The sequence below is a fragment of the Bradyrhizobium sp. HKCCYLRH3099 genome (genome assembly GCF_051167855.1).
GTDB lineage: Bacteria > Pseudomonadota > Alphaproteobacteria > Rhizobiales > Xanthobacteraceae > Bradyrhizobium.
This window is the reverse complement of the sequence record NZ_JBNPTW010000012.1, coordinates 1-22235: the sequence shown is the minus strand read 5'-3', so window position 1 is coordinate 22235 and position 22235 is coordinate 1. Positions and strand designations below refer to the sequence as shown.

General features: G+C 65.4%; 21 protein-coding genes. 7 read left to right on the top strand and 14 right to left on the bottom strand.

Features of this window, described 5'->3' with window-relative positions; translation table 11 throughout:
- Positions 1–24: 24 nt before the first annotated feature.
- The 4 genes from grxC (at position 25) to ACQR1Y_RS21720 (ending at position 2290) form a co-directional block, all read left to right on the top strand.
- Positions 25–300 carry a glutaredoxin 3 gene (gene grxC / locus ACQR1Y_RS21735; protein ID WP_434862021.1) on the top strand — a complete coding sequence of 92 codons (276 nt, stop codon included), beginning with the start codon at positions 25–27 and terminating at the stop codon, positions 298–300.
- A complete protein-coding gene (locus ACQR1Y_RS21730; RefSeq protein WP_434878081.1) occupies positions 297–1175 on the top strand; it encodes a carbon-nitrogen hydrolase family protein in 879 nt (292 codons plus the stop codon). Before grxC ends, ACQR1Y_RS21730 begins: the two co-directional genes overlap by 4 nt.
- On the top strand, positions 1172–1654 hold the full coding sequence (locus ACQR1Y_RS21725; RefSeq protein ID WP_434862023.1) for a DUF1178 family protein: 483 nt from the start codon (positions 1172–1174) through the stop codon (positions 1652–1654). The genes ACQR1Y_RS21730 and ACQR1Y_RS21725 overlap by 4 nt, the downstream gene beginning before the upstream one ends.
- A 198-nt stretch (positions 1655–1852) precedes the next feature.
- A complete protein-coding gene (locus ACQR1Y_RS21720; RefSeq protein WP_434878082.1) occupies positions 1853–2290 on the top strand; it encodes an EamA family transporter in 438 nt (145 codons plus the stop codon).
- Here the strand turns inward: ACQR1Y_RS21720 and ACQR1Y_RS21715 are convergent, their stop codons facing one another.
- The 6 genes from ACQR1Y_RS21715 to ACQR1Y_RS21690 all read right to left on the bottom strand — a co-directional run bounded on the left by ACQR1Y_RS21715 (position 2291) and on the right by ACQR1Y_RS21690 (position 8662).
- Complete coding sequence (locus ACQR1Y_RS21715; protein ID WP_434878083.1) at positions 2291–3190, bottom strand: EamA family transporter; 900 nt, start codon at positions 3188–3190, stop codon at positions 2291–2293. It lies immediately after the preceding gene.
- A gap of 180 nt (positions 3191–3370) precedes the next feature.
- A complete protein-coding gene (locus tag ACQR1Y_RS21710; protein ID WP_434878084.1) occupies positions 3371–4090 on the bottom strand; it encodes a ribonuclease activity regulator RraA in 720 nt (239 codons plus the stop codon).
- Positions 4091–4260: 170 nt separating this feature from the next.
- The gene (gene araD / locus ACQR1Y_RS21705) at positions 4261–5997 is read right to left on the bottom strand and encodes an L-arabinonate dehydratase (RefSeq protein WP_434878085.1); all 1737 of its coding nucleotides are present in this window, start codon (positions 5995–5997) and stop codon (positions 4261–4263) included.
- Entirely contained in the window at positions 5994–6854 is an 861-nt protein-coding gene (locus tag ACQR1Y_RS21700; protein WP_434878086.1) for an ABC transporter permease, read from the bottom strand. The genes araD and ACQR1Y_RS21700 overlap by 4 nt, the downstream gene beginning before the upstream one ends.
- A gap of 12 nt (positions 6855–6866) precedes the next feature.
- Entirely contained in the window at positions 6867–7631 is a 765-nt protein-coding gene (locus ACQR1Y_RS21695; protein WP_015663656.1) for an ABC transporter ATP-binding protein, read from the bottom strand.
- Positions 7631–8662, bottom strand: a complete 1032-nt coding sequence (locus tag ACQR1Y_RS21690; RefSeq protein WP_434878087.1) for an ABC transporter substrate-binding protein — start codon at positions 8660–8662, stop codon at positions 7631–7633. Before ACQR1Y_RS21690 ends, ACQR1Y_RS21695 begins: the two co-directional genes overlap by 1 nt.
- 123 nt (positions 8663–8785) lie before the next feature.
- On the opposite strand from ACQR1Y_RS21690, the gene ACQR1Y_RS21685 reads away from it, so the two are divergent.
- Positions 8786–9496, top strand: coding sequence for a GntR family transcriptional regulator (locus tag ACQR1Y_RS21685; protein WP_434878088.1), 711 nt, complete (start codon positions 8786–8788; stop codon positions 9494–9496).
- Between the two features lie 36 nt (positions 9497–9532).
- On the opposite strand, the gene ACQR1Y_RS21680 is transcribed toward ACQR1Y_RS21685, so the two are convergent.
- Positions 9533–11734 carry a HAMP domain-containing methyl-accepting chemotaxis protein gene (locus ACQR1Y_RS21680; RefSeq protein WP_434878089.1) on the bottom strand — a complete coding sequence of 734 codons (2202 nt, stop codon included), beginning with the start codon at positions 11732–11734 and terminating at the stop codon, positions 9533–9535.
- Positions 11735–11790: 56 nt separating this feature from the next.
- Positions 11791–13884, bottom strand: a complete 2094-nt coding sequence (locus tag ACQR1Y_RS21675) for a methyl-accepting chemotaxis protein (RefSeq protein ID WP_434878090.1) — start codon at positions 13882–13884, stop codon at positions 11791–11793.
- Positions 13885–14234: 350 nt separating this feature from the next.
- Between ACQR1Y_RS21675 and ACQR1Y_RS21670 the strand changes: the two genes are divergently transcribed.
- Complete coding sequence (locus ACQR1Y_RS21670) at positions 14235–14669, top strand: response regulator (RefSeq protein ID WP_434862041.1); 435 nt, start codon at positions 14235–14237, stop codon at positions 14667–14669.
- Positions 14650–18261 (top strand): PAS domain S-box protein, encoded by a 3612-nt coding sequence (locus tag ACQR1Y_RS21665; protein ID WP_434878091.1) that lies wholly within the window; start codon positions 14650–14652, stop codon positions 18259–18261. Before ACQR1Y_RS21670 ends, ACQR1Y_RS21665 begins: the two co-directional genes overlap by 20 nt.
- A 59-nt stretch (positions 18262–18320) precedes the next feature.
- On the opposite strand, the gene ACQR1Y_RS21660 is transcribed toward ACQR1Y_RS21665, so the two are convergent.
- From ACQR1Y_RS21660 to ACQR1Y_RS21635, 6 genes are all read right to left on the bottom strand, one after another.
- A complete protein-coding gene (locus tag ACQR1Y_RS21660; RefSeq protein ID WP_315717165.1) occupies positions 18321–18956 on the bottom strand; it encodes a response regulator transcription factor in 636 nt (211 codons plus the stop codon).
- A gap of 445 nt (positions 18957–19401) precedes the next feature.
- A complete protein-coding gene (locus ACQR1Y_RS21655; RefSeq protein WP_434862034.1) occupies positions 19402–19911 on the bottom strand; it encodes a response regulator in 510 nt (169 codons plus the stop codon).
- Positions 19912–20093: 182 nt separating this feature from the next.
- Positions 20094–20414, bottom strand: a complete 321-nt coding sequence (locus ACQR1Y_RS21650; RefSeq protein WP_434862035.1) for a PilZ domain-containing protein — start codon at positions 20412–20414, stop codon at positions 20094–20096.
- A 99-nt stretch (positions 20415–20513) separates the two neighbouring features.
- On the bottom strand, positions 20514–21383 hold the full coding sequence (locus tag ACQR1Y_RS21645) for a CheR family methyltransferase (protein ID WP_434862036.1): 870 nt from the start codon (positions 21381–21383) through the stop codon (positions 20514–20516).
- A 27-nt stretch (positions 21384–21410) separates the two neighbouring features.
- Positions 21411–21800: a response regulator gene (locus ACQR1Y_RS21640; RefSeq protein WP_434862037.1), complete on the bottom strand. Its 390-nt coding sequence runs from the start codon at positions 21798–21800 to the stop codon at positions 21411–21413.
- 30 nt (positions 21801–21830) lie between these two features.
- Positions 21831–22235 (bottom strand): chemotaxis protein CheW (locus ACQR1Y_RS21635; RefSeq protein ID WP_434878092.1); only part of this gene is annotated, 405 nt, incomplete at its 5' end.

The following is a 22235-nucleotide window of genomic DNA, read 5'->3' as shown; positions in this document are numbered from 1 at the left end:
ACTTCCGTAACAGCTGAGCGCGACATGACCGCTGCGATCGAAATCTATACCCGTCCGGGGTGCGGCTACTGCACGGCCGCCAAATCGCTCCTGACCCGCAAGAACGTCCCCTTTACCGAATACGACGCGGGCAAGGATCCGAACGTCCGGCAGCAGATGTATGACCGCGTCGGTCCCGGCTCGACCTTCCCGCAGATCTTCATCGGCAAGACCCATGTCGGCGGCTGCGACGACCTCTACGCGCTCGACCGCGAGGGCCGGCTCGACGCCATGCTGACCGGAGACAAGGCGACATCATGAGCAACGACCGCAGCTTTACCGCCGCCATGGTGCAGATGCGCACCTCGCTGCTGCCCGAGCCGAGCCTCGAGCAGGGCACCAGGCTGATCCGGGAAGCGGTCGCGCAAGGCGCGCAATACGTCCAGACGCCGGAAGTGAGCAACATGATGCAGCTCAACCGGACGGCGCTGTTCGAGCAGCTCAAGAGCCAGGACGACGATCCCTCGCTCAAGGCCTATCGCGCGCTGGCCAAGGAGCTGAACATCCAATTGCACATCGGATCGCTGGCGCTGCGCTTCTCGGCCGAGAAAGCCGTGAACCGGTCGTTCCTGATCGGGCCCGACGGCAACGTGCTGGCGAGCTACGACAAGATCCACATGTTCGACATCGACCTGCCGGGCGGCGAGAGCTACCGCGAGTCGGCGAACTACCAGCCCGGCGAGACGGCGGTCATCAGCGACCTGCCGTGGGGACGCCTGGGTCTTACGATCTGCTACGACGTCCGCTTCCCGGCGCTGTATCGCGCGCTGGCCGAGAGCGGCGCCTCGTTCCTCAGCGTGCCCTCGGCGTTCACCCGCAAGACCGGCGAGGCGCATTGGCACACGCTGCTGCGCGCCCGCGCCATCGAGACCGGCTGCTTCGTGTTCGCCGCCGCGCAATGCGGCCTGCATGAGAACAAGCGCGAGACCTTCGGCCACTCGCTGATCATCGATCCCTGGGGCGAGATCCTCGCCGAGGGCGGCGTCGAGCCAGGCGTGATCGTCGCCAAAGTCGATCCCTCCAGGGTCGAGAGCGTGCGCCAGACCATCCCCTCGCTGCAGCACGGCCGCCGCTTCGGCATCGCCGATCCCAAGGGCGGGCCGGACTATCTGCACCTCGTGCGGGGCTCGGCATGATCCGCTACGCGTTGCGCTGCGAGCGTGACCACACGTTCGAAAGCTGGTTCCAGAGTTCATCGGCCTACGACTCCCAGGTGAAGCGCAAGCTGGTGGAATGCCCGACCTGCGGCTCGACCAAGATCGAAAAGGCGATCATGGCGCCGCGTATCGTCAGCAAGAAGGGCCGCGAGGTCGCGCCGGTGCCGGCCGCCCCGGTCCCTGCGCCCGCGCAGGAGGTGATCCCGCCGGGATCGACGTCGCTGATGATGGCGCAGGAGCGCGAGCTGCGCGCCAAGCTGAAGGAATTGCGCGACCACATCGTCAAGAACGCCGACGATGTCGGCGAGCGCTTCCCGACGGAAGCGCGCAAGATGCATTACGGCGAAACCGAGCACCGGCCGATCTACGGCGAGGCCTCGCTCGACGAGGCGCGCGAGCTGATCGAGGAAGGCATCGAGGTCGCCCCGATCCCGGTGCTGCCTGACGATCGGAATTGACGGGCCGGAATGATCGCGCCGGCGCGCACGAATGACGGACCGAGCTGATGGGATGTAAACTCTCGCAGCAACCTCCGTCATTGCGAGCGCAGCGAAGCAATCCAGAGTTCCGCGCGCAGCCCTGGATTGCTTCGCTACGCTCGCAATGACGGTTGGGAGATCTCGACCCGAACTGCGGCCTTGCTCTGCGAGATCACAATGTCCCCTCTCTCCTCCTCCTGGCAGCTCTGGGCGCTGCTTTCGGCGTTCTTCGCCGCGCTGACCGCGATCTTCGCCAAGGTCGGGGTCGAGGGCCTCAACTCCGATCTCGCGACGCTGATCCGCACCGCGATCGTGCTGGTCGCGCTGGCCCTGATCCTGTTCGCCACCGGACAGCTCACCACACCCGGCCCGATCTCGACCAAGAGCTGGGTCTTCCTGGCGCTGTCGGCGCTCGGCACCGGCGCGTCGTGGCTGTGCTACTTCCGCGCCCTCAAGCTCGGACCGGCCACGCTGGTCGCGCCGATCGACAAGCTCAGCGTCGTGCTGGTGGCGCTGTTCGGCGTGGTCTTCCTCGGCGAGCGGCCGAGCCTGCAGGGCTGGATCGGCATCGCGCTGATCGCCTGCGGCGCCGTGCTGATTGCGATCAAGGGCTGACTACACCGCAATCAGCAATGCAACGCCGGCGACGATCAGCGCGATGCCGCCGAGCTCGCGCAGCGACACCGGCTGCTTGAACGAGTAGTACGAGACGCCTTGCGCGAACAGCACCTCGACCAGCGCCAGCGTGCGAACATTGGCCGCCGCCGTGAGCGCAAAGGCGAGGAACCAGAACTGCGAGGCGAAGGCGCCGACGAAGCCGGCCATCATCGAGGGACGCCACAGCGACAGGATTCCGCGCAGGATGTCCGGCGCGCGGGCGAGCAGATAGGCGGTCAGGATCGCCGTCTGCACGAACAGGCCCCACACCAAGGTGTAGGACGCCGCGGTGACGAAGGACACGCCATCGATGGTGATGATGGCGCCGCGAAAGCCGACGGCCGACAGGGCGAACGCCGCAGCCGCGACCAGCCCCGTCACGGTCGGCTTCAGCTCCGCAAAGCTCTTCTCGCCGCCCGGCCGGAGCGCCGTGATGACGACGCCGATGGTGGCGACGAGGATCGCGATCACCTTCGGCACCGAGAGCGGATCACCGAGGAAGATGAAGCCGAAGATCGCGGTCTGGATCGCCTCGGTCTTCAAATAGGCCGTGGTGACGACGAAGGAGCGGTCGGTCATCGCCAGCAGCATCAGGCCGGTCGCGATGATCTGGCTGAGCGCGCCGAGCAGCAGCCACGGCCAGAACGCCAGGGACGGCCATGGCAGATGGTCCCCGGTCGCCAGCAGGACCACGGTCAGGAATACCAGGGAGAACGGGAAGCCGAACAGGAAGCGGATGTTGGTCGCGCCCCAGGTGCCGAGCTTGGCCGTGAGCGAGCGCTGCATCGCGTTGCGCGCCACCTGTCCGGCGGCGGCGATCAGCGTGAACGGAATCCAGAGCGAGGCGATGGAGAACATGGGGGGCACGGTGCAGCGGTGAGGCCGGCACCGTGACGAGCCAGCGGTGGCCGGTCAACAGGACAGGCAGCCGTGCAGCCGCATGTCAGAGTTGCGCAGCCGCGTCGGCGGCGAGCCGAGTTCTTCGCCGCCAGATCGTGGTCCGGTCCGAAGGCCGGACGAGAGCGGCGTGCGGACCGGTTATCTGCCGTTCTTCGCCCGCCACGCCGCGAAGTCGGCGGGGGTCTGCGGGTCGGTCGGCGGATAGAGGCCGAGGATGGAACGGCCCTTGGCGACTTCCTCCGCAACGAAGTCCTCGAATGCGGTCATCTCGAAGGTCTCATCCGCGATCTCGTCGGCGATGCCGGCAGGGATGACGATGACCCCGTCGCTGTCGCCGAGGATGACGTCGCCAGGAAACACCGGCGCATCGCCGCAGGCAATCGGACCGTTGATCTCGATCGCGTGGTGCAGCGTGAGATTGGTCGGCGCGCTCGGCCGCTGGTGAAAGGCGGGAATGCCGAGCTTGGCGATATCGGCCGCATCGCGGAAGCCGCCGTCGGTGACGACGCCGGCAACGCCGCGCTGCTGCAGGCGGCTGACCAGGATCGCGCCGGCCGAGGCCGCGCGCGCGTCCTTGCGGCTGTCCATCACCAGCACCGCGCCGGGCGGACAATCCTCGACGGCCTTGCGCTGCGGATGGCCGCGATCGCGGAACACGTCGATGGTGTTGAGGTCTTCGCGCGCCGGGATGTAGCGCAGCGTGAAGGCCTCGCCGACCATCGTCGCCTGCGACGGGCTGAGCGGATGGACGTTCTGGATGCATTGGATGCGCAGGCCGCGCTTGAACAGCGCGGTGGCGACAGTCGCGGTCGAGACGGTCTTGAGCTTGTTGCGGGTGGCGGTGCTGAGTTTGGTCATTGTCTTGATCTTGCTCGCTGCGCTCCCCTCCCCCTTGCGGGGAGGGGTTGGGGGTGGGGGTCCACATTGGCAGTGTCGCTTGGGGCTCCCCCCCTCCCCACCCCTCCCCCACAAGGGGGGGAGGGAGCGCACTGCGGTCGTGGCGAGAGCGCTGCCTCTCGCCCAATGAACTAATAAATCGCCGGCTCCTTCACCGGCGCGCCGAAGCCGGTCTCCAGGAAGTCGAAGTCGCAGCCCTCATTGGCCTGCTTGATGTGGCGGGCGAACATCCAGCCGTAGCCGCGCTCGAAGCGCGGCGCGGGCGGTGTCCAGGCGGCGCGGCGGCGGGCCAGTTCGTCCGCGGGAACGTCGAGATTGATGGTGCGGGCGGCGACGTCGAGCGTGATGAGATCGCCGGTTTGCACCAGCGCCAGCGGACCGCCGACATACGCCTCGGGCGAGACATGCAGGATGCAGGCGCCGTAGCTGGTACCGCTCATGCGCGCGTCCGACAGCCGGACCATGTCGCGCACGCCCTGCTTCACGAGCTTGGTCGGGATCGGCAGCATGCCCCATTCGGGCATGCCCGGTCCGCCCTGCGGCCCGGCATTGCGCAGGATCAGTACGTGATCGGCGGTGACGTCGAGGTCGGGATCGTCGATCGCCTTCTTCATCGACGGATAGTCGTCGAACACCAGCGCCGGGCCGGTGTGCCTGAGGAAGCGCGGTTCGCAGGCGGAGGGCTTGATGACGCAGCCGTCCGGCGCGAGATTGCCCTTGAGCACGGCGAGCGCGCCCTCGCGATAGATCGGGTTCGACTGCGGGCGGATGACGTCGTCATTGTAGACGCCGGCGCCCCCGATGTTGTCGCCGAGCGTGCGGCCGTTGACGGTGAGGCAGTCGAGATGAAGATGCTCTGTCATCCGGCTCATCAGTCCGGGCAGGCCGCCGGCATAGTAGAAGTCCTCCATCAGATAGGTGTCGCCGCTCGGCCGGACATTGGCGAGCACCGGCACCTTGCGGCTCGCCGCCTCGAAATCGCCGAGGCCGATGTCGGCGCCGGCACGGCGTGCCTGGGCGATGACATGGATGATGGCGTTAGTGGAGCAGCCCATCGCCATGGCGACCGCGATCGCGTTCTCGAAGGCTTGGCGCGTCTGGATCTTCGCCGGCGTCAGGTCCTCCCACACCATGTCGACGATGCGGCGGCCGCATTCCGAACTCATGCGGATGTGCTCGGCATCAGCGGCGGGAATCGACGAGGCACCCGGCAAGGTCATGCCGATCGCTTCGGCAATCGCCGTCATGGTCGACGCCGTTCCCATGGTCATGCAGGTGCCGTGGCTGCGGGCGATGCCCGCCTCCATCGCATTCCAGTCGATATCCGACAGCTTGCCGGCACGGCGCTCGTCCCAGTACTTCCAGGCGTCCGAACCGGAACCGAGAGTCTTGCCCTTCCAATTGCCGCGCAGCATCGGCCCTGCGGGCAGATAGATCGCGGGCAGGTTCATGCTGGTGGCGCCGAGCAGCAGCGCCGGGGTGGTCTTGTCGCAGCCGCCCATCAGCACGACGCCGTCGACGGGATGGCTGCGCAATAGCTCCTCGACCTCCATCGCCAGCATGTTGCGATAGAGCATGGTCGTCGGCTTCAGCAGCGACTCCGACAGCGACAGCGCCGGCAGCTCGATCGGAAACCCGCCGGCCATCAGCACGCCGCGCTTCACGTCGTCGACGCGCTGCTTGAAGTGCATGTGGCAGGGCTGCGCATCCGACCAGGTGTTGACGATGGCGATGACCGGCCGGCCCTTCCACTCCTCCTGGGCATAGCCCATCTGCATCACCCGCGAGCGGTGGCCGAACGAGCGGAGATCGTCGGGCGCGAACCAGCGCGCGCTGCGCAGCTGATCGGGGGTCTTGCGTGTCGTCATGATTGCGTTCCCCAGGTCAGCACGGTCTTGCGCTCGATGGTGCGGAAGATCAGGTTCTCGACCACGAGGCCGATCAGGATGACGGTCAAGAGGCCGGCGAACACGGCGGGTATCTCGAGCAGGTTGCGGTTCTCGAAGATGAACCAGCCGAGGCCGCCCTGCCCCGACGACACGCCGAACACCAGCTCGGCCGCGATCAAGGTGCGCCAGGCGAAGGCCCAGCCGATCTTCAGGCCGGTGAGGATGGCGCCGAACGCCGCGGGAATCAGGATGCGGATGACGTAGGAGAAGCCGGTGAGGCCGTAATTGCGGCCGACCATGCGCAGCGTGTTCGACACGCTCTTGAAGCCGGAATGGGTGTTGAGCGCGACCGGCCACAGCACCGAATGGATCAGCACGAACACGAGACTGCCGCTGCCGAGCCCGAACCAGATCAACGCCAGCGGCAAGAGCGCGATCGCCGGCAGCGGGTTGAACATCGCGGTGACGGTCTCGAGGAAATCGGTGCCGATGCGGGTCGAGATCGCCAGCACCGTGAGGATGGCAGCCAGCGTGATGCCGGCAGCATAGCCCATGAACAGCACCTTCAGCGAGGTCCAGGCGCGCATCGGAATCGTGCCGTCGCGGACCTTTTCCCACAAGGCGCCGATGGTGTCGGAGAAGGTCGGGAACAGCAGCGGATTGTCGAGATAGCTGCCATAGGCCTGCCAGATCGCCGCGAGCACGACGATGATCAGGCTCTTGCGGACGAAGCCGTCGTTCCACAGCAGTTCGAGCACGCTCAGCTTGCGCTCGACATCGGCAGGCCCTGAGCTTACCGCCGACGTATCGCGCAGGATGATCTTGGCGTCAGCCATGTCCAGCTCTCCTCAATGCGCCGTGGCAGGTTCGGAGAACAGCAGATCATGGATCTGCTTCTCCAGCCGCGCGGCGCTGCCGTCCTCGGCCGACACCTTGTCGACGTCGATCACCTCGGCCTTGACGCGGCCGGGATGCGGCGATAGCAGCAAAATGCGATTGCCGATCTTGATGGCTTCCGCGATCGAATGCGTCACGAACAGCACCGTGAACTTCGTCTCATTCCAGAGCTGCAGCAGCTCGTCCTGGCAGGTCCGCCGGGTCAGCGCATCGAGCGCAGCGAACGGCTCGTCCATCAGCAGGATGTCCGGCTCCATCGCCATGCCCCGGGCGATCGCGACGCGCTGCTTCATGCCGCCCGACAGCGTATGCGGATAGGCATCGACGACGCGCGTCAGCCCGACCTTCTCGATATAGGCGCGGGCCCGGCTTTCGGCCTCCTTGCGCGGCATGCGCCGCGCTGTCAGCAGCGGGAACATGACGTTGGCGAGCACGGTCTTCCAGGGCAGCAGCTGATCGAACTCCTGGAAGATCATCATGCGGTCGGCGCCGGGGCCGGTGATCTCGCGGCCGTTGATCCGCATGCGGCCCTCGCTCGGCTTGATGTAGCCGCCGACCGCCTTCAGCAACGTGGACTTGCCGCAGCCGGAGGGGCCGAGCAACACGAAGCGGTCGGAGCGGTCGACCGAGAAGCCGACGCGCTCCGTCGCCGTGATCACGGCGCTGGAGGTCTTGTAGCGTAGCGTGACGCCATCGACATCGAGCAGCGCGGACATCAGTTGCCCTTCAGGTCGTGCGCGACGGGCAGATAATAATCAGTCCAGGCCTTCGGTTGAGTCTTGATGGTACCGATCTTGGCCAGATGCGTCGCGAACTTCATCGTGCCCTGCGGCTCCAGATTCCATTCCATCATGCCGGGCTCCTTGAGCCAGGCCAGCAGGTCCTCGACGGACGTCTTATCGCCGGTGATCTCCTTGTAGATCTCGACCGCCGTCTTGGTATCGCCGCGGATCAGGTCCTGGGCTTCCTTGGTGGCGTCGCGCACCGCCTGGATGATCTTCGGATTGGCGTCGGCGAACTTCGTCGTGGTGAAGAACTGCGCCTGGCTGAGCGGCCCGCCCATCACGTCCGGCGAGTTCAGAACGACATGCGCGCCCGGCACGTTCTTCATTTCGAGGAACGTATAGGGCGGGATCGAGAAGTGGTTGTGGACCTCGTGCTGCGGATTGGTCAGCGCGGTGTAGGCGTCGGGGTGGCCGAGCTGCACCGTGTTGGCGTCGAGCTTGTTCCACTGCTCCGCGCCGAACGCTTCGGCGGCGGCGATCTGCAGCACGATGGCCTGGGTCGAGACCTTCACCGTCGGCACCGCGATCTTGTCGGTCGGACCGAAATCCTTGATCGACTTGATGTGGGGATCACGGCTGATCAAGGTCATCGGCTGCGCCGAGGTCGCGACGATGCCCTTCACGCCGCCGCGCGTGCGGTCCCACAGCAAGAGCAGATTGCCGGTGCCGGTGTTGAGGATGTCGACGCTGCCGGACAGCAGCGCGTCGGTCTGGGCACCGCCGCCGGAGAAGGTCAGCCATTTGGTCGTGACGCCGGGGACGCCGAGCGCGGCCGCGTGCTTCTCGATCAGCTTGTTCTTCTCGATGATGTGGCTCGGCATGTAGAAGATGCCGGGCTGCCGCGACAGCGACACCTCGGTCTTCTGCTGGGCTGAGGCTTCAGCACCCCAGAGCGCCACCATGAGCGTGGCGGCCAGCAGGCCGGCGGCCCGTGCGGCCGAGCGCCCAGACAATTCGAACATGGACATCCCTCCTCGCGTGCCGGCTCCTTCTTGACGGCCGGACCAGAGATGCACTAATGCATTAGTGCATCTCTGACAAGCGCTGGTATGTCACCTGCGACATTCGCGCCGGACGTCTGATCCATGGCCCAGCCCGCGACGCCTGCCGCCTCGCCTTTCCACGACCGGCTCGACCCGAGCCGGCGCGCCGCACCGCAGGTGTTCGAGCGGCTGCGCGACCAGATCCTCGCGCTGGCGTTGCCGCCGGGCGCGCCGCTGTCGCGCGCTGCGCTGCAATCTGAATTTGGCCTGAGCTCGACGCCGATCCGGGACGCGCTGATGCGCCTCGCCGAGGAGGGGCTGGTCGACGTTTTTCCTCAACATGCAACGCTGGTCAGCCGGATCGACGTCGGCAAGGCGCAGCAGGCACAATTCCTGCGACAGGCGCTGGAACTGGAGATCGTGCGGCTGCTCGCGCTGACGCCCAGCCTGGTCCCGGTCGACGCGCTCCACGCGCTGATCGGGCAGCAGCGCCGCTTTGCGAGCGAAGGCGATTTTGCCGCGTTCACCGTCGCCGACAATGCCTTCCATGAACGGCTCTATGCCGCGGCCGAGAAGCAGGAGCTATGGACCCTGGTGCGCAGCCGCAGCGGCCACATCGATCGGTTGCGCCGGCTGCATCTGCCTTCGCCCGGCAAGGCGCAGACCATCCTACGCCATCACCAGCAGATCGTGGACGCGATCGCGGCGGGCCAGCCCGATGCCGCACAGGTCCATCTGCGCGAGCACCTGACGGGAACGCTGAGCGATCTCGCCACCATCCGGAGCCTTTGGCCGGACTACCTGAGCGGATAGCCCGTCTGCCCATCTGCCTGGCCGCAGAACGCGATGTTACGCCGCTCGCCGGCTCCCGTGCCTCGCGCTCGCCTTGGCACGACGTTCCGGTCCTTGATAGTTCGGATCGTCGCCGACGCGCCGGTCGAGCGCGCCCTGACGGAGCCGGACGAAGAAGTCCTGGACTTCAGCCGCGAGACTCTCGGCCACGCGCGAGACGTTGTTGGACGCGGTTCGGACACTGTCCGCGGATTGGCTGGTCTCCTCGATGGCCGCGCTGACGGTGGAGATGTTGGACGCCAGCATCTTGCTGCCCGAGGCCGCCATCTGGACGTTGTGCGAGATTTCGCGCGTCGCAGCGCCCTGCTCTTCCACGGCACTGGCGATCGCCGTGGTCACATCGGCCATCTGCCGCATGGCCGTCGACACCTCCTTGACCGAGGCGACCGCGTTGCTGGTCGAGCTCTGGATGCCCTGAACGTGCTGACTGATCTCCTGTGTCGCCTTGGCGGTCTGCTCGGCCAGCGACTTCACCTCCTGCGCCACCACGGCGAAGCCGCGGCCGGCCTCGCCGGCGCGCGCCGCCTCGATGGTGGCGTTGAGCGCCAGAAGGTTGGTCTGCGCCGCGATCGCCTGAATCAGATCGACCACGGTCGAGATGCTCTGCGCCGCCTGGGCGAGCCCCTCGATCTCGGCCTCCGACCGCGCCGTGGTGGCATTGGCGTTGCGCACCGTGGTGTTGGACAGCTCGATCTGCCGGCCGATTTCGACGATGGAGCTCGTGAGCTGCTCCGCGGCCGAGGCGACCGTCTGCACGTTGACGGCGGTCTTCTCCGAGGCGCCCGCCGCCGACGCGGCCTGGTCGGTCGCATGCCCCGCGATTCCCGTCAGCGATTCCGCGGTGTTTCTCATCACACCGACATTGTCGTCGACCTCGGACAACAGCTCGGTCGATTTGATGCGGAAGGCCTCCACCGCCTCTTCCATGTTCCGGTTCATCGCCTCGCGCGCCTCGGCCTCGCGAACATAGTTGGACGACGCCTGCTGCTGAGCGATCACGTTGTCGCGGAAAACCGCGACGGCCTTCGAGACGTCGCCGATCTCGTCGCCGCGCGCGGCGGTCTTGAATTCGACCGTCGTATCGCCATCCGACAGCCGCGTGGAATCGGCCACCAATTCCTTGATCGGCAGAGTGATCGAACGGGCCACCAGGATCGCAGTGCTCAGCGCCAACGCAAGTCCGACCGCCAGCAGCATCCATTCGGTGAACAGGAGCTGGTCGATCAGTCCGGCAACGGCGGCCGAATCCTTCACCAGCACCTCCTGCTGGTTGGTCTTGAGTCCGCCGCCGAACGTTCCATCCGCCCGCCGCTTGCCGTCGAGCATCTCGAGCAGCTTGTTGGCGCGCGGCGCGGCCTCGGTCGCCAGCAGGAATACCGCAGCGTTCCATTGCGGCGACTGGCGGAGCGCAAAGATCTTGTCGGGAAGCGGCGCGAAACTCTCGCTCGCCCGGGCTATCTTGTCGAAAGCTGCTTTCTGCGACACCGTCAGCAGGCCGGCTTGCACCGTGATGGCCGCCACTGCGTTCTTGTAATTGGTGTAGGGCCCGGCAAACTTGTCGCGGTCGGACGGATCGCCGGAGGCGACATAGAGCCTGAGTTGCGAGCCTGCTGCCGCGAGATTGCCGCGCAGATCGGCCATCGTCTTGAGGAGACGCTTCCGCTCAGGCGTCGCCTCCAGACCGTTCTCCTCATCGATCATCTTGGTGACCTCAGCGAACATGGTCGCGATCAGCGGCGACGCCTCCGCGCCGAGCAGCCTGGTGGCCGGATAGGCATCGGCCGTGAACGCCACGCTTTCAGCCTTGTCCTGAGCCGCCCTGAACTCGGCGATCAGCGGCTTGACCTCCGCCCATAGCGATCTGTTCTCGGCCACTTTGAAGCCCGCGGCCAGGCGATCGAATTCCTGGATGGTCTTGTCGAACTCCAGCCAGAGCGCGGCGCGCCGCTGCTTCATCTCCGGATCTCCGGTGAGCAGGTAACCACGGAGCGCAGCCAGTGTGGCGTGCAGATCGGCGACGAGCTGCGTGCTGCTGATGGCGACCGGCGACCTGAGGGTCACGATCTTGCTGAAATGCTCGGAGACGTTCGATACGGCATAGGCCGAGTAGCCGACCGCACATGCGAGCAGCATGCAAAGCAAACCAAATCCGGCCAGCAGCCGGGTCTGAATCTTCAGATTGGAAACGAAGCTCAACATCAAATCACCACCCGTTCATTCAAAATTGGTGAGCTGCGCTACTCGCGCGCTCCGACTCACCCCACGACCCTTCGGCCGGTCACGCCGGCGATGTAGTTCTGCCGCCGCTCCGGGCCCCGGTAGTTCGCATCGTCTTCCTTGCGACGATCCAGCGGTCCGGTACGCAGCTTGACGAAGAAGCTGCGCACCTCCTCGGCCAGCCGTTCGGCGGCGTCGGACACGTGGCTCGAGGACTCCGAGACTTGGTCTGCGGAACGATTGGTCCTGCGGATCGCATCGCTCACGGTGGCAATGCTCGAGGCCAGCGTCTGAGAACCCGACGCGGCCATCTGCACATTCTCCGAGATCTCGCGCGTCGCAGCCCCCTGCTGCTCGACCGCACTTGCGATCGCAGTGGTGACCTCGTCGATCTCGCGCATGGCAACGCCGACCTGCTTCACAGAGGCCACCGCATTGCCGGTCGAGGTCTGGATGCCCTGGACGTGCTGGGCGATTTCCTGCGTCGCCTTGGCCGTCTGCTCCGCGAGTGATTTCACCTCCTGCGCGACCACGGCGAAGCCGCGGCCAGCCTCGCCGGCGCGCGCCGCCTCGATCGTGGCATTGAGCGCGAGCAGATTGGTCTGCGCCGCAATGGCCTGGATGAGGTCGACGACCGAGGAGATGCTCTGCGCAGCCTGCGCCAGGCCCTCGATCTCGCTCTCCGACCGGGCGGTGGTCGCGTTGGCGGAGCGCACCGTCGCGTTGGAGCGGTCGATCTGGCGCCCGATCTCGTGGATGGAGCCGGCCAGCTCCTCGGCGGCCGCCGCAACGGTCTGGACGTTCGATGCGGTCCGCTCCGATGCGTTCGCCGCAGCCTCCGCCTGCTGGGTCGCTTGCGTTGCGATGTCGGTCAGTGCGCTCGCAGTCTGCTTCATCGTGCCGGCATTCTCGCCGACCCGGCCGAGCAGCCCCTCGGCCGCACGACGGAACTCCTCGACCGCGTTCTCAGTATTGCGATTGGTGGCATCGCGCTGCTCCGCCGCCGCGGCCACCTCCTTGGCGGCGCTTTGCTGCGACAGCACGTTGTCGCGAAATCGCGCGACAGCGCCCGCCAGCAGGCCGATCTCATCGCCGCGCCGTGCCCCCAGGAACTCCACCGACGTATCGCCGGCCGACAACCGGCCGGCTTCGTCCACCAGGACCTGAACCGGCCGGACGATGCTGCGGGTGATCAGGAATGCGCAGCTTGCACCCATGAGTGCAGCGAGCAGCGCGATGGTGATCTGCACCCGCGACGAGCCTTGGATCAGCCCGAGGGTCTCTGCGATGGTGGCGGTGTAACTTGCACGAATGCCGGTCTCGACCTTCTCGATCCGATCGATCGCCGTCTTGGTGAGTGGCGCAATCTCGCCGGCATAGATCGCATTGGCTCGGAGCAGATTGCTCGACGCCTTCTCGAAGCTGTCGGAATATCGCGCCAGCTCGCTTTTGACCGTTGTCAGGGAGCGGCCGAGCACATCGCCAAGATCGCGCTTCTCCAGCTCCGCGAGCCTTGAACGCACCTGGTCGATTTCGGCAAGGAAGGCCTCGCGCGGCTTGACCTCCGAGGTGGCGAGATGCCGCCAGACGAAGACGCGTGCCGTGTTGATGCCGACCTCCAGCGCAACGATCGCCTGGACGTGCGGCGTTCCCGGCGCGGCATCGACCAGCTTGCGGATATCGGCGGCGAGCTGATCTCCATCTGCGAACAAGGCGTCGCGGCCGGTGAAGTAGGCCTGCAGCGCGGCCGCGAGCGTTGCGCGCTTCTCGTTCAGCGAGACGATCTCCGGCTGAAGCAGGCGATAGGCTGCCAGCCGCTCCTGCGATACGGTGCGGCGGATCGTAGCCTCGAGCATGCTTGCTGCGCTGGACAGCCGGGCCTCTGCCTCGCTGGACGAGGCCTGATCGCGATCCATCTGGAAACGGAGCATGGCGCGCGAGGCAGCGTGCAGATCGCCAGCAATCTTGATCACTCCCATGGCGTTCTGCGACTGGTCTGCCATGCGCAGCACCTTGGCCGAGATGATGTCGAGCTCCCAGTAAGCAAAGGCGGCTGTCGCAAGCCCCACCGCGACCAGCAGACCGAAACCAACAGACAGGCGAATACCGATTTTCAAATGATCGAGCACCATGTCACTTCATCCCAAGATCGCGCGCCCCAGAATATCGCCCCAAGGCTGTCCTTGATCCCATGCAATCAAAACGGGAACCTTGGTGACTTTTCCATTGACCGAATTAAGCGAATGTGAAACGTCCGGCCCGGACAACTACGGCGCGAGTGCCTTAAATGAAGGCAAAGACCGATGCGGGGCATACGCCCCGGACCCGCCATCAAGCGCCCATTTGGGCGCTGTGGCGGCCGGCCCGAGGCCTGTCCTGCATGTGACTTGAGCTGCGAAGCGCTTGCGGCGCGCCGCAAATTGGGCAAAACCTCTACAATTGACGATTGGTCCGGCTGCCAGCCATTCGGGAGACGTGGAGCGTGGCAAAGCTACTGGTCGTGGACGACGATCCGCTCATGCAGCTGACGATGCAGCGCGTGCTCGAGCAGCACGGCCATGTCGTTGCGAGCGCAAGCGACGGCCGGAAAGCGCTCGCCCGCCTCGACACCGAGGACTTCGATCTGGTGATCCTCGATATCTTCATGCCGGGCATGGATGGGCTGGAAGCGATGCGCATGATCCTCAAGCGGAAGCCGAGCGTTCCGATCATCATGACCTCGGGACGCCCCGACACCCCGAATGCGACATCAGAGCCCGATTACCTGACGATGGCCACCAAACTGGGGGCCGTGTCCGCGCTGCCCAAGCCGTTCAAGCCGGCGGCCCTGTTGACGATGGTTTCCGATTGTCTGGCGTCGGCCGGCAAGCCGACAGCTCCACCAGGGCCAGGCCGCGATGCTGTTCCGAACTCCTGAGAGCGGAAGCGATGAGCCGCTGCTCGGCAGCGGAGCCGGCGCCGGCGCGGCTGCTCCCTTGCGTTCGCGCATGACGCTGACGACGCGTCTGGCCGTCGCGATGATCCTGCTGGTCGCCGTCGCGGTCTTCGCGGTCGGCTGGCTGGGCTACCGCAGCCTGGAGCGGGCGCTGCTGCCGCGCGCGCTCGACCGCATCGAATCGCATGCGCGTCTGATGGCGACCGAGATCGAGAACTATGTCAGCGGCGCCCGCAACGACATCAACGGCTATCGCGCCTCGCCCAATCTCGCGACGCTGATCCGGACTCTCAAGAGCGGGGTTCCCGATCCGCGCGAGGGACTGACGGCGCAGTCATGGCGTGAGCGCGTGGCGGCGCGCTATTTCGCCGAGCTGCAGGCGAAGTCGACCTATGCGATGATCCGTCTTGTCGGAATCGAGAACGACTATCGCGAACTGATCCGGGTCGACCGGCTGGGTCCCGGCGGCACCGTGCGGATCGTTCCCGAGAGCGAGCTGATCACGCGAGGCGCGCGTAACTACATCAAGGAAACGTTGAGCCTGCCGCCGGGCGGCATCCGCCTCTCGCCTGTCATCCTCGACGGCAACACCACCGATCCCAGGACCGGCGTCCCGATGCTCTGCGTCGGCACGCCGATCTACGCCCCGGACGGCAAACCCTTCGCCATCCTGATCCTCGATCTCGACATGCGCCCGGTGTTCACGCATCTGCGCAGCGCGGCCAGGCCCGGCTCGCAGCTCTATGTCGTGAATGCGCGCGGTGACTATCTCTTCCATCCCGAATCCGATCGGGAATTCGCCTCGAAACGCGGCGGGGCGACGCGATGGCAGGATGACTTCCCGACGCTCGCCAGCGCGGCCGGCACCACCGAAGGGTTTGCCAGAATCCTGCACGACGACAACAATCGTCCCGGCGGCGTCGCCTTCGTCCCGGCCCTGCTGGCCGGACAGGAATGGGTCGCCGTGATCGAGACCATTCCGAACACCGCGTTCATGGCGCCCGCGCTGGCCATCCGCAAGACCGCGATCGAGGTCGGCCTGATCGCCATGCTGTGCGCGGCGGCGCTCGCCTTCGTGGTCGCGCGCTCGCTGACGCGTCCGATCAACCAGCTGACCCAGGCCGTCGAGGGCGTCGGACGCGGCGAGACGGTGAAGATCCCGCTGGAGGCCGTCGGCGAGACCGGCGTGTTGGCGCGCGCCTTCGCCCGCGTCCTGGACGAGGTCCGCTCCAAGACAGCCGAACTCGAGCGCGAGGTTCAGGAGCACTACCTGACCGAGGCGGCCCGCGATCATTTCGCTGCTCGCGAACGCCTCTATAGCGCGGCGGTTCAATCCTCGAATGATGCGATCGTGACGCTGGCGCTGGATGGCACGATCACGGCGTGGAATCCGGCGGCCGAAACCATGCTGGGCTATTCCGCCGAAGAAGCCGTCGGTCGACAGGCGGATTTCGTGGTGCCCCCGGACCGCATGGCGGAGGCACAGGATATCCTCGTGAAGGTGGCGCGCGGAGAGCGAATTCAGCACTTCGAGACGGTGCGCGTGCGCAAGGATGGCGAGCTGGTTCAGGTTTCACTCAGCGTTTCGCCGATCAAATCCCCGAACGGACAGATCATCGGCGCCTCCAAGATCGCGCGCGACGTCACCGAGAGCCGCCGGACGGAGGCGGCGCTGCGCCAGCAGACCGAAGAGCGGCGGCGCATCTTCGAAACCTCGCAGGACCTCATCCTGATCACCGACCGCGCCGGCACCGTCGTCCAGGTCTCGCCGAGCGTCGAAACGATCCTCGGTTACTCGCCGACGGAGATGGTCGGACGCAACGGCGCCGAGTTCATCCATCCCGATGATCTGGCAAGGGCGCGCGAAGAGCTGCGCGCTTCGCGCCACGGTCTGCGCACCCGTACCAGCGACGGCCGCTATCTCCACAAGGACGGCCGCGTCGTGACGCTCTCCTGGACGTCGAACTGGTCAGAGCCGGTGCAGCGCCACTTCTTCATCGGGCGCGACATGACCGAGAGCAGGCTGGCGCAGGAAACGCTCCGCGAAAGCGAGCAGCTCGCCCGCAACATCGTCGAGACCGCGCTGGATGCGTTCGTCCAGATCGACGACAAGGGCGCCATTCTCAACTGGAACTCGCAGGCCGAAAAGATCTTCGGCTGGTCACGCGCCGAGATCATCGGCAGGGACGTCTTCGACGTGATCACGGTCGGCGGCGAAGGCGAGGAACTGCGCGCCGCGCTCGGCCGGCTGGTCATGACGGGCCAGGCCAACGCGCTGGGCAGCGGACGCCGGCGCGAGGTGATGGTGAAACGGCGCGACGGCCGCGAGTTCAGGGCCGAGCTGAGCGTCACGGCGCTGAAAACCCGCAGCGGCGTCGTGCTCAACGGATTCTTCCGCGACCTCACCGACAAGATCGCAACGGAAGAGCGGATCCGCCAATCCGAGAAGATGGAGGCGATCGGCCAGCTGACCGGCGGCATCGCGCACGACTTCAACAACATCCTCACCGTGATCACCGGCACCATCGAGATTCTCGCTGCCGCCGTCGCCAAGGAGCCGCAGCTTGCGGCGATCACGCGGATGATCGACGAGGCCGCCGCACGCGGGGCGGATCTCACCCAGCATCTGCTCGCCTTCGCACGCCGGCAGCCGCTGCAGCCGCGCGAGATCGACGTCAACACGCTGATGATCGATACGGCCAAGCTGCTGCGGCCGACGCTCGGCGAGCAGATCGAGATCGAGTCGGTGTTTCAGGACGAAACCTGCGTCGCGCATGTCGATCCCAACCAGCTCGCCACCGCCGTCATCAACCTCGCGCTCAACGCCCGCGACGCCATGCCCGATGGCGGCAAGCTGATCCTGGAGACCGGCTGGGCCGATCTCGACGAAAACTATGCGAGCCTCTACGACGACGTCAGGCCCGGCCGCTATGCGATGATCGCGGTCAGCGACAGCGGCAGCGGCATCCCAGCCGGCATCATCGACAAGGTGTTCAATCCGTTTTTCACGTCAAAGGGGCCCGGCAAGGGAACGGGTCTCGGCCTGTCGATGGTGTACGGCTTCGTGAAGCAGTCGGCGGGGCATATCCGGATCTACAGCGAAGAGGGGCACGGCACCACGATCCGCATGTATCTGCCGCCGGGCAGTGACGGCGCGGTCACGCTGCCGTCGGGAGCTGCACCAGCGGTCCAGGGCGGCCACGAAACCATCCTTGTGGTCGAAGACGACCGGCTGGTGCGCGGCTACGTTCTCGCGCAGCTTCATGCGCTTGGATATGCGACGCTGGAAGCCGCCAACGCAGCCGAGGCGCTCGCGATCCTCAATGCCGGGGAGCCCTTCGATCTATTGTTCACCGACATCATCATGCCGGGAACCATGAATGGCCGGCAGCTCGCCAGCGAGATCCAGCGGCTGCGTCCGGGCCAACCCGTGCTGTTCACGTCCGGCTACACCGAGAATGCGGTCGTGCATCACGGCCGGCTCGACGAGGGCATCCTCCTGCTGCCGAAGCCCTACCGCAAATCCGAGCTGGCCAAGATGGTCCGGAAGGCGCTCGCGACGGAGGCGGCCTGAGACACGGCCGATCTGATCGCGCCGAAACCTGCTGGCTGCGCCCGGGCAGCCGCTTCTGCTCAGTTGGCGCGAGAAGCCGTCATCACGATGCGAATCAGATCGGCGGCGTTACGGGCGCCGAGCTTCTTCATGATGTTGGCGCGATGATCCTCGATCGTGCGCGGGCTGATGCCCAGGGTCCGGCCGGCCTCCTTGTTCGAGGCCCCTGCCGTGAACTGCTCCAGCACCTCACGCTCGCGGCGCGTGAGCGGCTCGCGGCCGGGGAAGTGCAGCGAGCCGATTTTCGGCGAGGCATTTTCCTTCTGCCGCCGCGCAAATGCGCCGATGGCTTCGTTCAGGCGGGCCACGATTTCACTGCCGCGGAACGGCTTCTCGATGAAGTCCAGCGCGCCGTTCTTGATCGCATTCACGGCCATGGGGATGTCGCCCTGACCGGAGATCATGAAGATCGGCGCTGGATAGTCTTCGCCATGCAGTTCCCGGAGGATGTCCAGACCCGACTTTCCGGGAATATGAACGTCGAGCAGAATACAAGCCGGCGTCCTGCTGCGCGCCACGGCCAACAGTGCTGCGCCATCGGCGAAACAGATCACCTCGTACCCGCCGGCCGACAGGACCATCGAGAGGGTGTCGCGCACGGCTGGATCGTCATCGACGACAAAAATCTCACCGCGGGAAGTTGTTTGTTCGGCCATGGGAGAGTGCTCTTGCAAAGAGAGAAGAAACAATGAAAGCGCGGCTTATGATACCATATTCGTCGGGTGGTTTGGGCACCCGTATTTGTACGGTTTATGATCCTAACCCACAAGTAGTAGCGAAAGGTCGACGATCGTCATCACGAGACCACGATCTGGACACGATCTCAAGACCGTCGTGAAGCGCAGCATGTTGCCGTGCAAAATTCATCGACGGCGTTGGATCAGGATCGAGCCCGAAGCCGACCGGATGCGCGCATGCTGGATACACCAGCCGCAGTCGCGTCGATCCAGCTCACGGGCGGTGCTCGGGACTCTGCACAACAATTGACACAAGGCGCGCCCAAATCAGCCGTGACGGGCCCGGATTCAGCTCGAGCTCGATGAATGGCTGCCTTGCGCAGGAGCGAGCGGCCTCGCTCCGACGTCACATGAATACAGGATGTCAGGACCGATGCTTTGCGGCAACACCCTCGGCCGCAACACCGCCCCAGGTATGGACCACAGGGAGGCCAAGCGCCGTCTTGCCGAGATTGGCGAGGAAAATGCGTAGCGCGGCAAGATCGACCGGCTTCGGCAGACTCTGCAGGTCCAGGCCAAGCGAGCGGGCAAACAGCCGGGCCGCGATTCGCCTCGCCGAGTCCATGCCGCTGATCACGATGACGGAACCGGCGAAGCGGGAGTCGGCGATGGCCCTGAGCACCTCGGTGCCGTCACCATCCTCGAGCATCAGATCGAGCGTGATACAATCGAAGCGCTTGTTGCGCACTTCCCGGATCGCCTCGTTACAGGTGGCCACCACCGTGACGGAATGACCCGCCTGCTTCGCAGCCAGCGAAATCAAGGCCCTCTGCGACGCATCGTCGTCGACCACCAGGAGCTGCAGCGCGCGCCGCTCGACGTCTTCCGCGGCCTCCGGCCGGCTAGGTGCAAGTTCCGAACTCATGACCGACATTGGTCGTCCCTGACAATTTTGAATGACCTCATTGTCCTACACGTCCGATCCTGCAGCCCCGTAAAGCGGTTCCCAGAAAATCGACCGGCGACTTTAGGACTTGCGCAGGACCTTCGGCGGTTCGTCGGTCCCTTCGCGCCTGCGCCGGCGCTCCTTGACGCAATGGAGCGGCGCAAGATCCGTCAGCCCACAGTCGCCTCCTGGCCGGAGGAAGCACTGCGCTTCTTCTTGTTCTTGCCCTTGATGAACTGGATGTCCATTTCGGCGCCGTTGACCCGAACCAGTTCGCACCGGCGATAGGCCAGCCCGGTCGACGACAGCAGGAGGAAGAACTCCTTCAGGTTCAGTCCCTGGATCGAGCCTTCAACCGTCAGCACCGCGTCATTATCCGAAATGGCGTTGAGCTGGCAGTCGCGTCGCCAGGTTCCGTCGATGCCCATGATGCAGACATCGTAGCCTCGACTGAAAGTGACGCGCTCCGTACCTTTGTTCTCTTCAGACATCTTCTGTGTCCTGCCTTATGGGCATCCGCTCGTGGTGTTCGGGAGGGCTCCGGGCACCATCGATGCCGATGGAGCCGATTGGCCTCCCAGGACGGCGCGCTAGGTCCCGGCACCGGCCATTCGCGGCAGTCCCGGTGCAGGCGCCTTCGCCGCCGCGACGGCGCCGCTCGGACGATAGAGGCCGCGCCGGTCCGCCTGCGGCTTGAACACGTCGGTGAGGCCGACGACGGTCTCCGCCGCACCGAGTACGAGAAATCCATCCGGCTCCATCAGCTTAGCCAGCCGGCCGAAGATGTTGATCTTCGTGTCCTGATCGAAATAGATCAGCACGTTGCGGCAGAACACGACGTCGAATGTGCCGAGCTGCGAGAAGTCGTGCAGCAGGTTGAGCTGCCGATGCTGCACCATGCCGCGCACGTCCGAATTGATCTGCCAGAGCTCGCCGGCCTGCTTGAAATATTTGACAAGCAGCTGGATCGGCAGACCGCGCTGGACCTCGAACTGGCTATAAAGACCCGCCTTCGATTTCTCCAACACCTCCTGGGAGAGATCGGTGGCGATGATTTCGACGCGCCAGCCATTGAGCGCTGCGCCCATCTCCTTGAGAGACATCGCCAGCGAGTACGGCTCCTGGCCCGTCGAGCATGCCGCGCACCAGATCCGGATCGACTTGCGATTGGCGCGCGCCTTCAGGAGCTCCGGCATGATTCCGTCGCGGAAATGATCGAACGGCACCTTGTCGCGGAAGAAGAACGTCTCGTTGGTCGTCATGGCTTCGACGACCTGGCTGATCAGGGCGCTGGATCCGTCCTTCAGTTTCTGGACGAGATCGCTGATGCTGGCGAGACCGGCCTTGCGCGCAAGCGGAAGCAGGCGGCTCTCGATCAGATATTGCTTGTCGGCAGACAGGTCGAGACCTGACTTGTCTCGAAGCAGCTTGCGCAGGAATTCATAATCTGGCTGGTTCACGGACGGCCTCTTCTGGGCAGAAATGGATCAGGCGGATTCAGCTGACAGTGCCTGGATAAGACCGACTTCCTGGAATTTGGCGGCGACAATTTCCTTGTCGAACGGCTTCATGATGTATTCGTTGGCGCCGGCGTTGAGCGCACGTGAGATATGATCGATGTCATTCTCCGTGGTGCAGAACACCACCTTCGGCCCTTCTCCGCCCGGCAGACGGCGCAGCCGGCCGAGGAAGTCGTAGCCATCCATCACCGGCATGTTCCAATCGAGCAGGATGGCGTCCGGCAGGCTGTTCGTGCACAGCTGCAGCGCCTGCTCTCCGTCCTCGGCCTCGACGACCGAGAAACCCAGTTCTTCGAGGATCCGGCGTGCGATCTTGCGCACGACGCTCGAGTCATCAACGACGAGGCAGCTTTTCATGTGTGTCTCCCCTATGGGACGGTTGACGGGCTAAGCAGCGATGGCTGCCTTCGGCAGGAGTTCGAGCACGCGATCGACATCGAGGATCACCATCAGCTGGCCATCGAGGCGATGCACGCCGCCGGCGAACTTGGCCATGCGCGGATCCAGGTTGACCGGATTCTCCTCGCGGCTGGCCTCGGGCAGCCGCAGCACCTCGCCGATCTGATCGATCAGCAGGCCATAGGACTCGCCGCGCAGATCGACGCCGACCGCCATCGGCGGCTTGCCGTCATCGGCCTTGGCGAGTCCGAGCCGCGCCCGCATGTCGATCACTGTGACGATGCGGCCGCGCAGGTTCAGCACGCCGGCGATCTCGGCCGACGACAGCGGCACCCGCGTCACCCGCTCGGGCATGAACACGTCCTGCACCCGCGAGATCGGCAGGCCGAACAG

Excerpts from the sequence above, each read along its gene's own strand:
- grxC (WP_434862021.1), top strand. The coding sequence starts at position 25 with ATGACCGCTGCGATCGAAATCTATACCCGTCCGGGGTGCGGCTACTGC.
- ACQR1Y_RS21730 (WP_434878081.1), top strand. The coding sequence starts at position 297 with ATGAGCAACGACCGCAGCTTTACCGCCGCCATGGTGCAGATGCGCACC.
- ACQR1Y_RS21725 (WP_434862023.1), top strand. The coding sequence starts at position 1,172 with ATGATCCGCTACGCGTTGCGCTGCGAGCGTGACCACACGTTCGAAAGC.
- ACQR1Y_RS21720 (WP_434878082.1), top strand. The coding sequence starts at position 1,853 with ATGTCCCCTCTCTCCTCCTCCTGGCAGCTCTGGGCGCTGCTTTCGGCG.
- ACQR1Y_RS21715 (WP_434878083.1), bottom strand. The coding sequence starts at position 3,190 with ATGTTCTCCATCGCCTCGCTCTGGATTCCGTTCACGCTGATCGCCGCC.
- ACQR1Y_RS21710 (WP_434878084.1), bottom strand. The coding sequence starts at position 4,090 with ATGACCAAACTCAGCACCGCCACCCGCAACAAGCTCAAGACCGTCTCG.
- araD (WP_434878085.1), bottom strand. The coding sequence starts at position 5,997 with ATGACGACACGCAAGACCCCCGATCAGCTGCGCAGCGCGCGCTGGTTC.
- ACQR1Y_RS21700 (WP_434878086.1), bottom strand. The coding sequence starts at position 6,854 with ATGGCTGACGCCAAGATCATCCTGCGCGATACGTCGGCGGTAAGCTCA.
- ACQR1Y_RS21695 (WP_015663656.1), bottom strand. The coding sequence starts at position 7,631 with ATGTCCGCGCTGCTCGATGTCGATGGCGTCACGCTACGCTACAAGACC.
- ACQR1Y_RS21690 (WP_434878087.1), bottom strand. The coding sequence starts at position 8,662 with ATGTTCGAATTGTCTGGGCGCTCGGCCGCACGGGCCGCCGGCCTGCTG.
- ACQR1Y_RS21685 (WP_434878088.1), top strand. The coding sequence starts at position 8,786 with ATGGCCCAGCCCGCGACGCCTGCCGCCTCGCCTTTCCACGACCGGCTC.
- ACQR1Y_RS21680 (WP_434878089.1), bottom strand. The coding sequence starts at position 11,734 with ATGTTGAGCTTCGTTTCCAATCTGAAGATTCAGACCCGGCTGCTGGCC.
- ACQR1Y_RS21675 (WP_434878090.1), bottom strand. The coding sequence starts at position 13,884 with ATGGTGCTCGATCATTTGAAAATCGGTATTCGCCTGTCTGTTGGTTTC.
- ACQR1Y_RS21665 (WP_434878091.1), top strand. The coding sequence starts at position 14,650 with ATGCTGTTCCGAACTCCTGAGAGCGGAAGCGATGAGCCGCTGCTCGGC.
- ACQR1Y_RS21660 (WP_315717165.1), bottom strand. The coding sequence starts at position 18,956 with ATGGCCGAACAAACAACTTCCCGCGGTGAGATTTTTGTCGTCGATGAC.
- ACQR1Y_RS21655 (WP_434862034.1), bottom strand. The coding sequence starts at position 19,911 with ATGTCGGTCATGAGTTCGGAACTTGCACCTAGCCGGCCGGAGGCCGCG.
- ACQR1Y_RS21650 (WP_434862035.1), bottom strand. The coding sequence starts at position 20,414 with ATGTCTGAAGAGAACAAAGGTACGGAGCGCGTCACTTTCAGTCGAGGC.
- ACQR1Y_RS21640 (WP_434862037.1), bottom strand. The coding sequence starts at position 21,800 with ATGAAAAGCTGCCTCGTCGTTGATGACTCGAGCGTCGTGCGCAAGATC.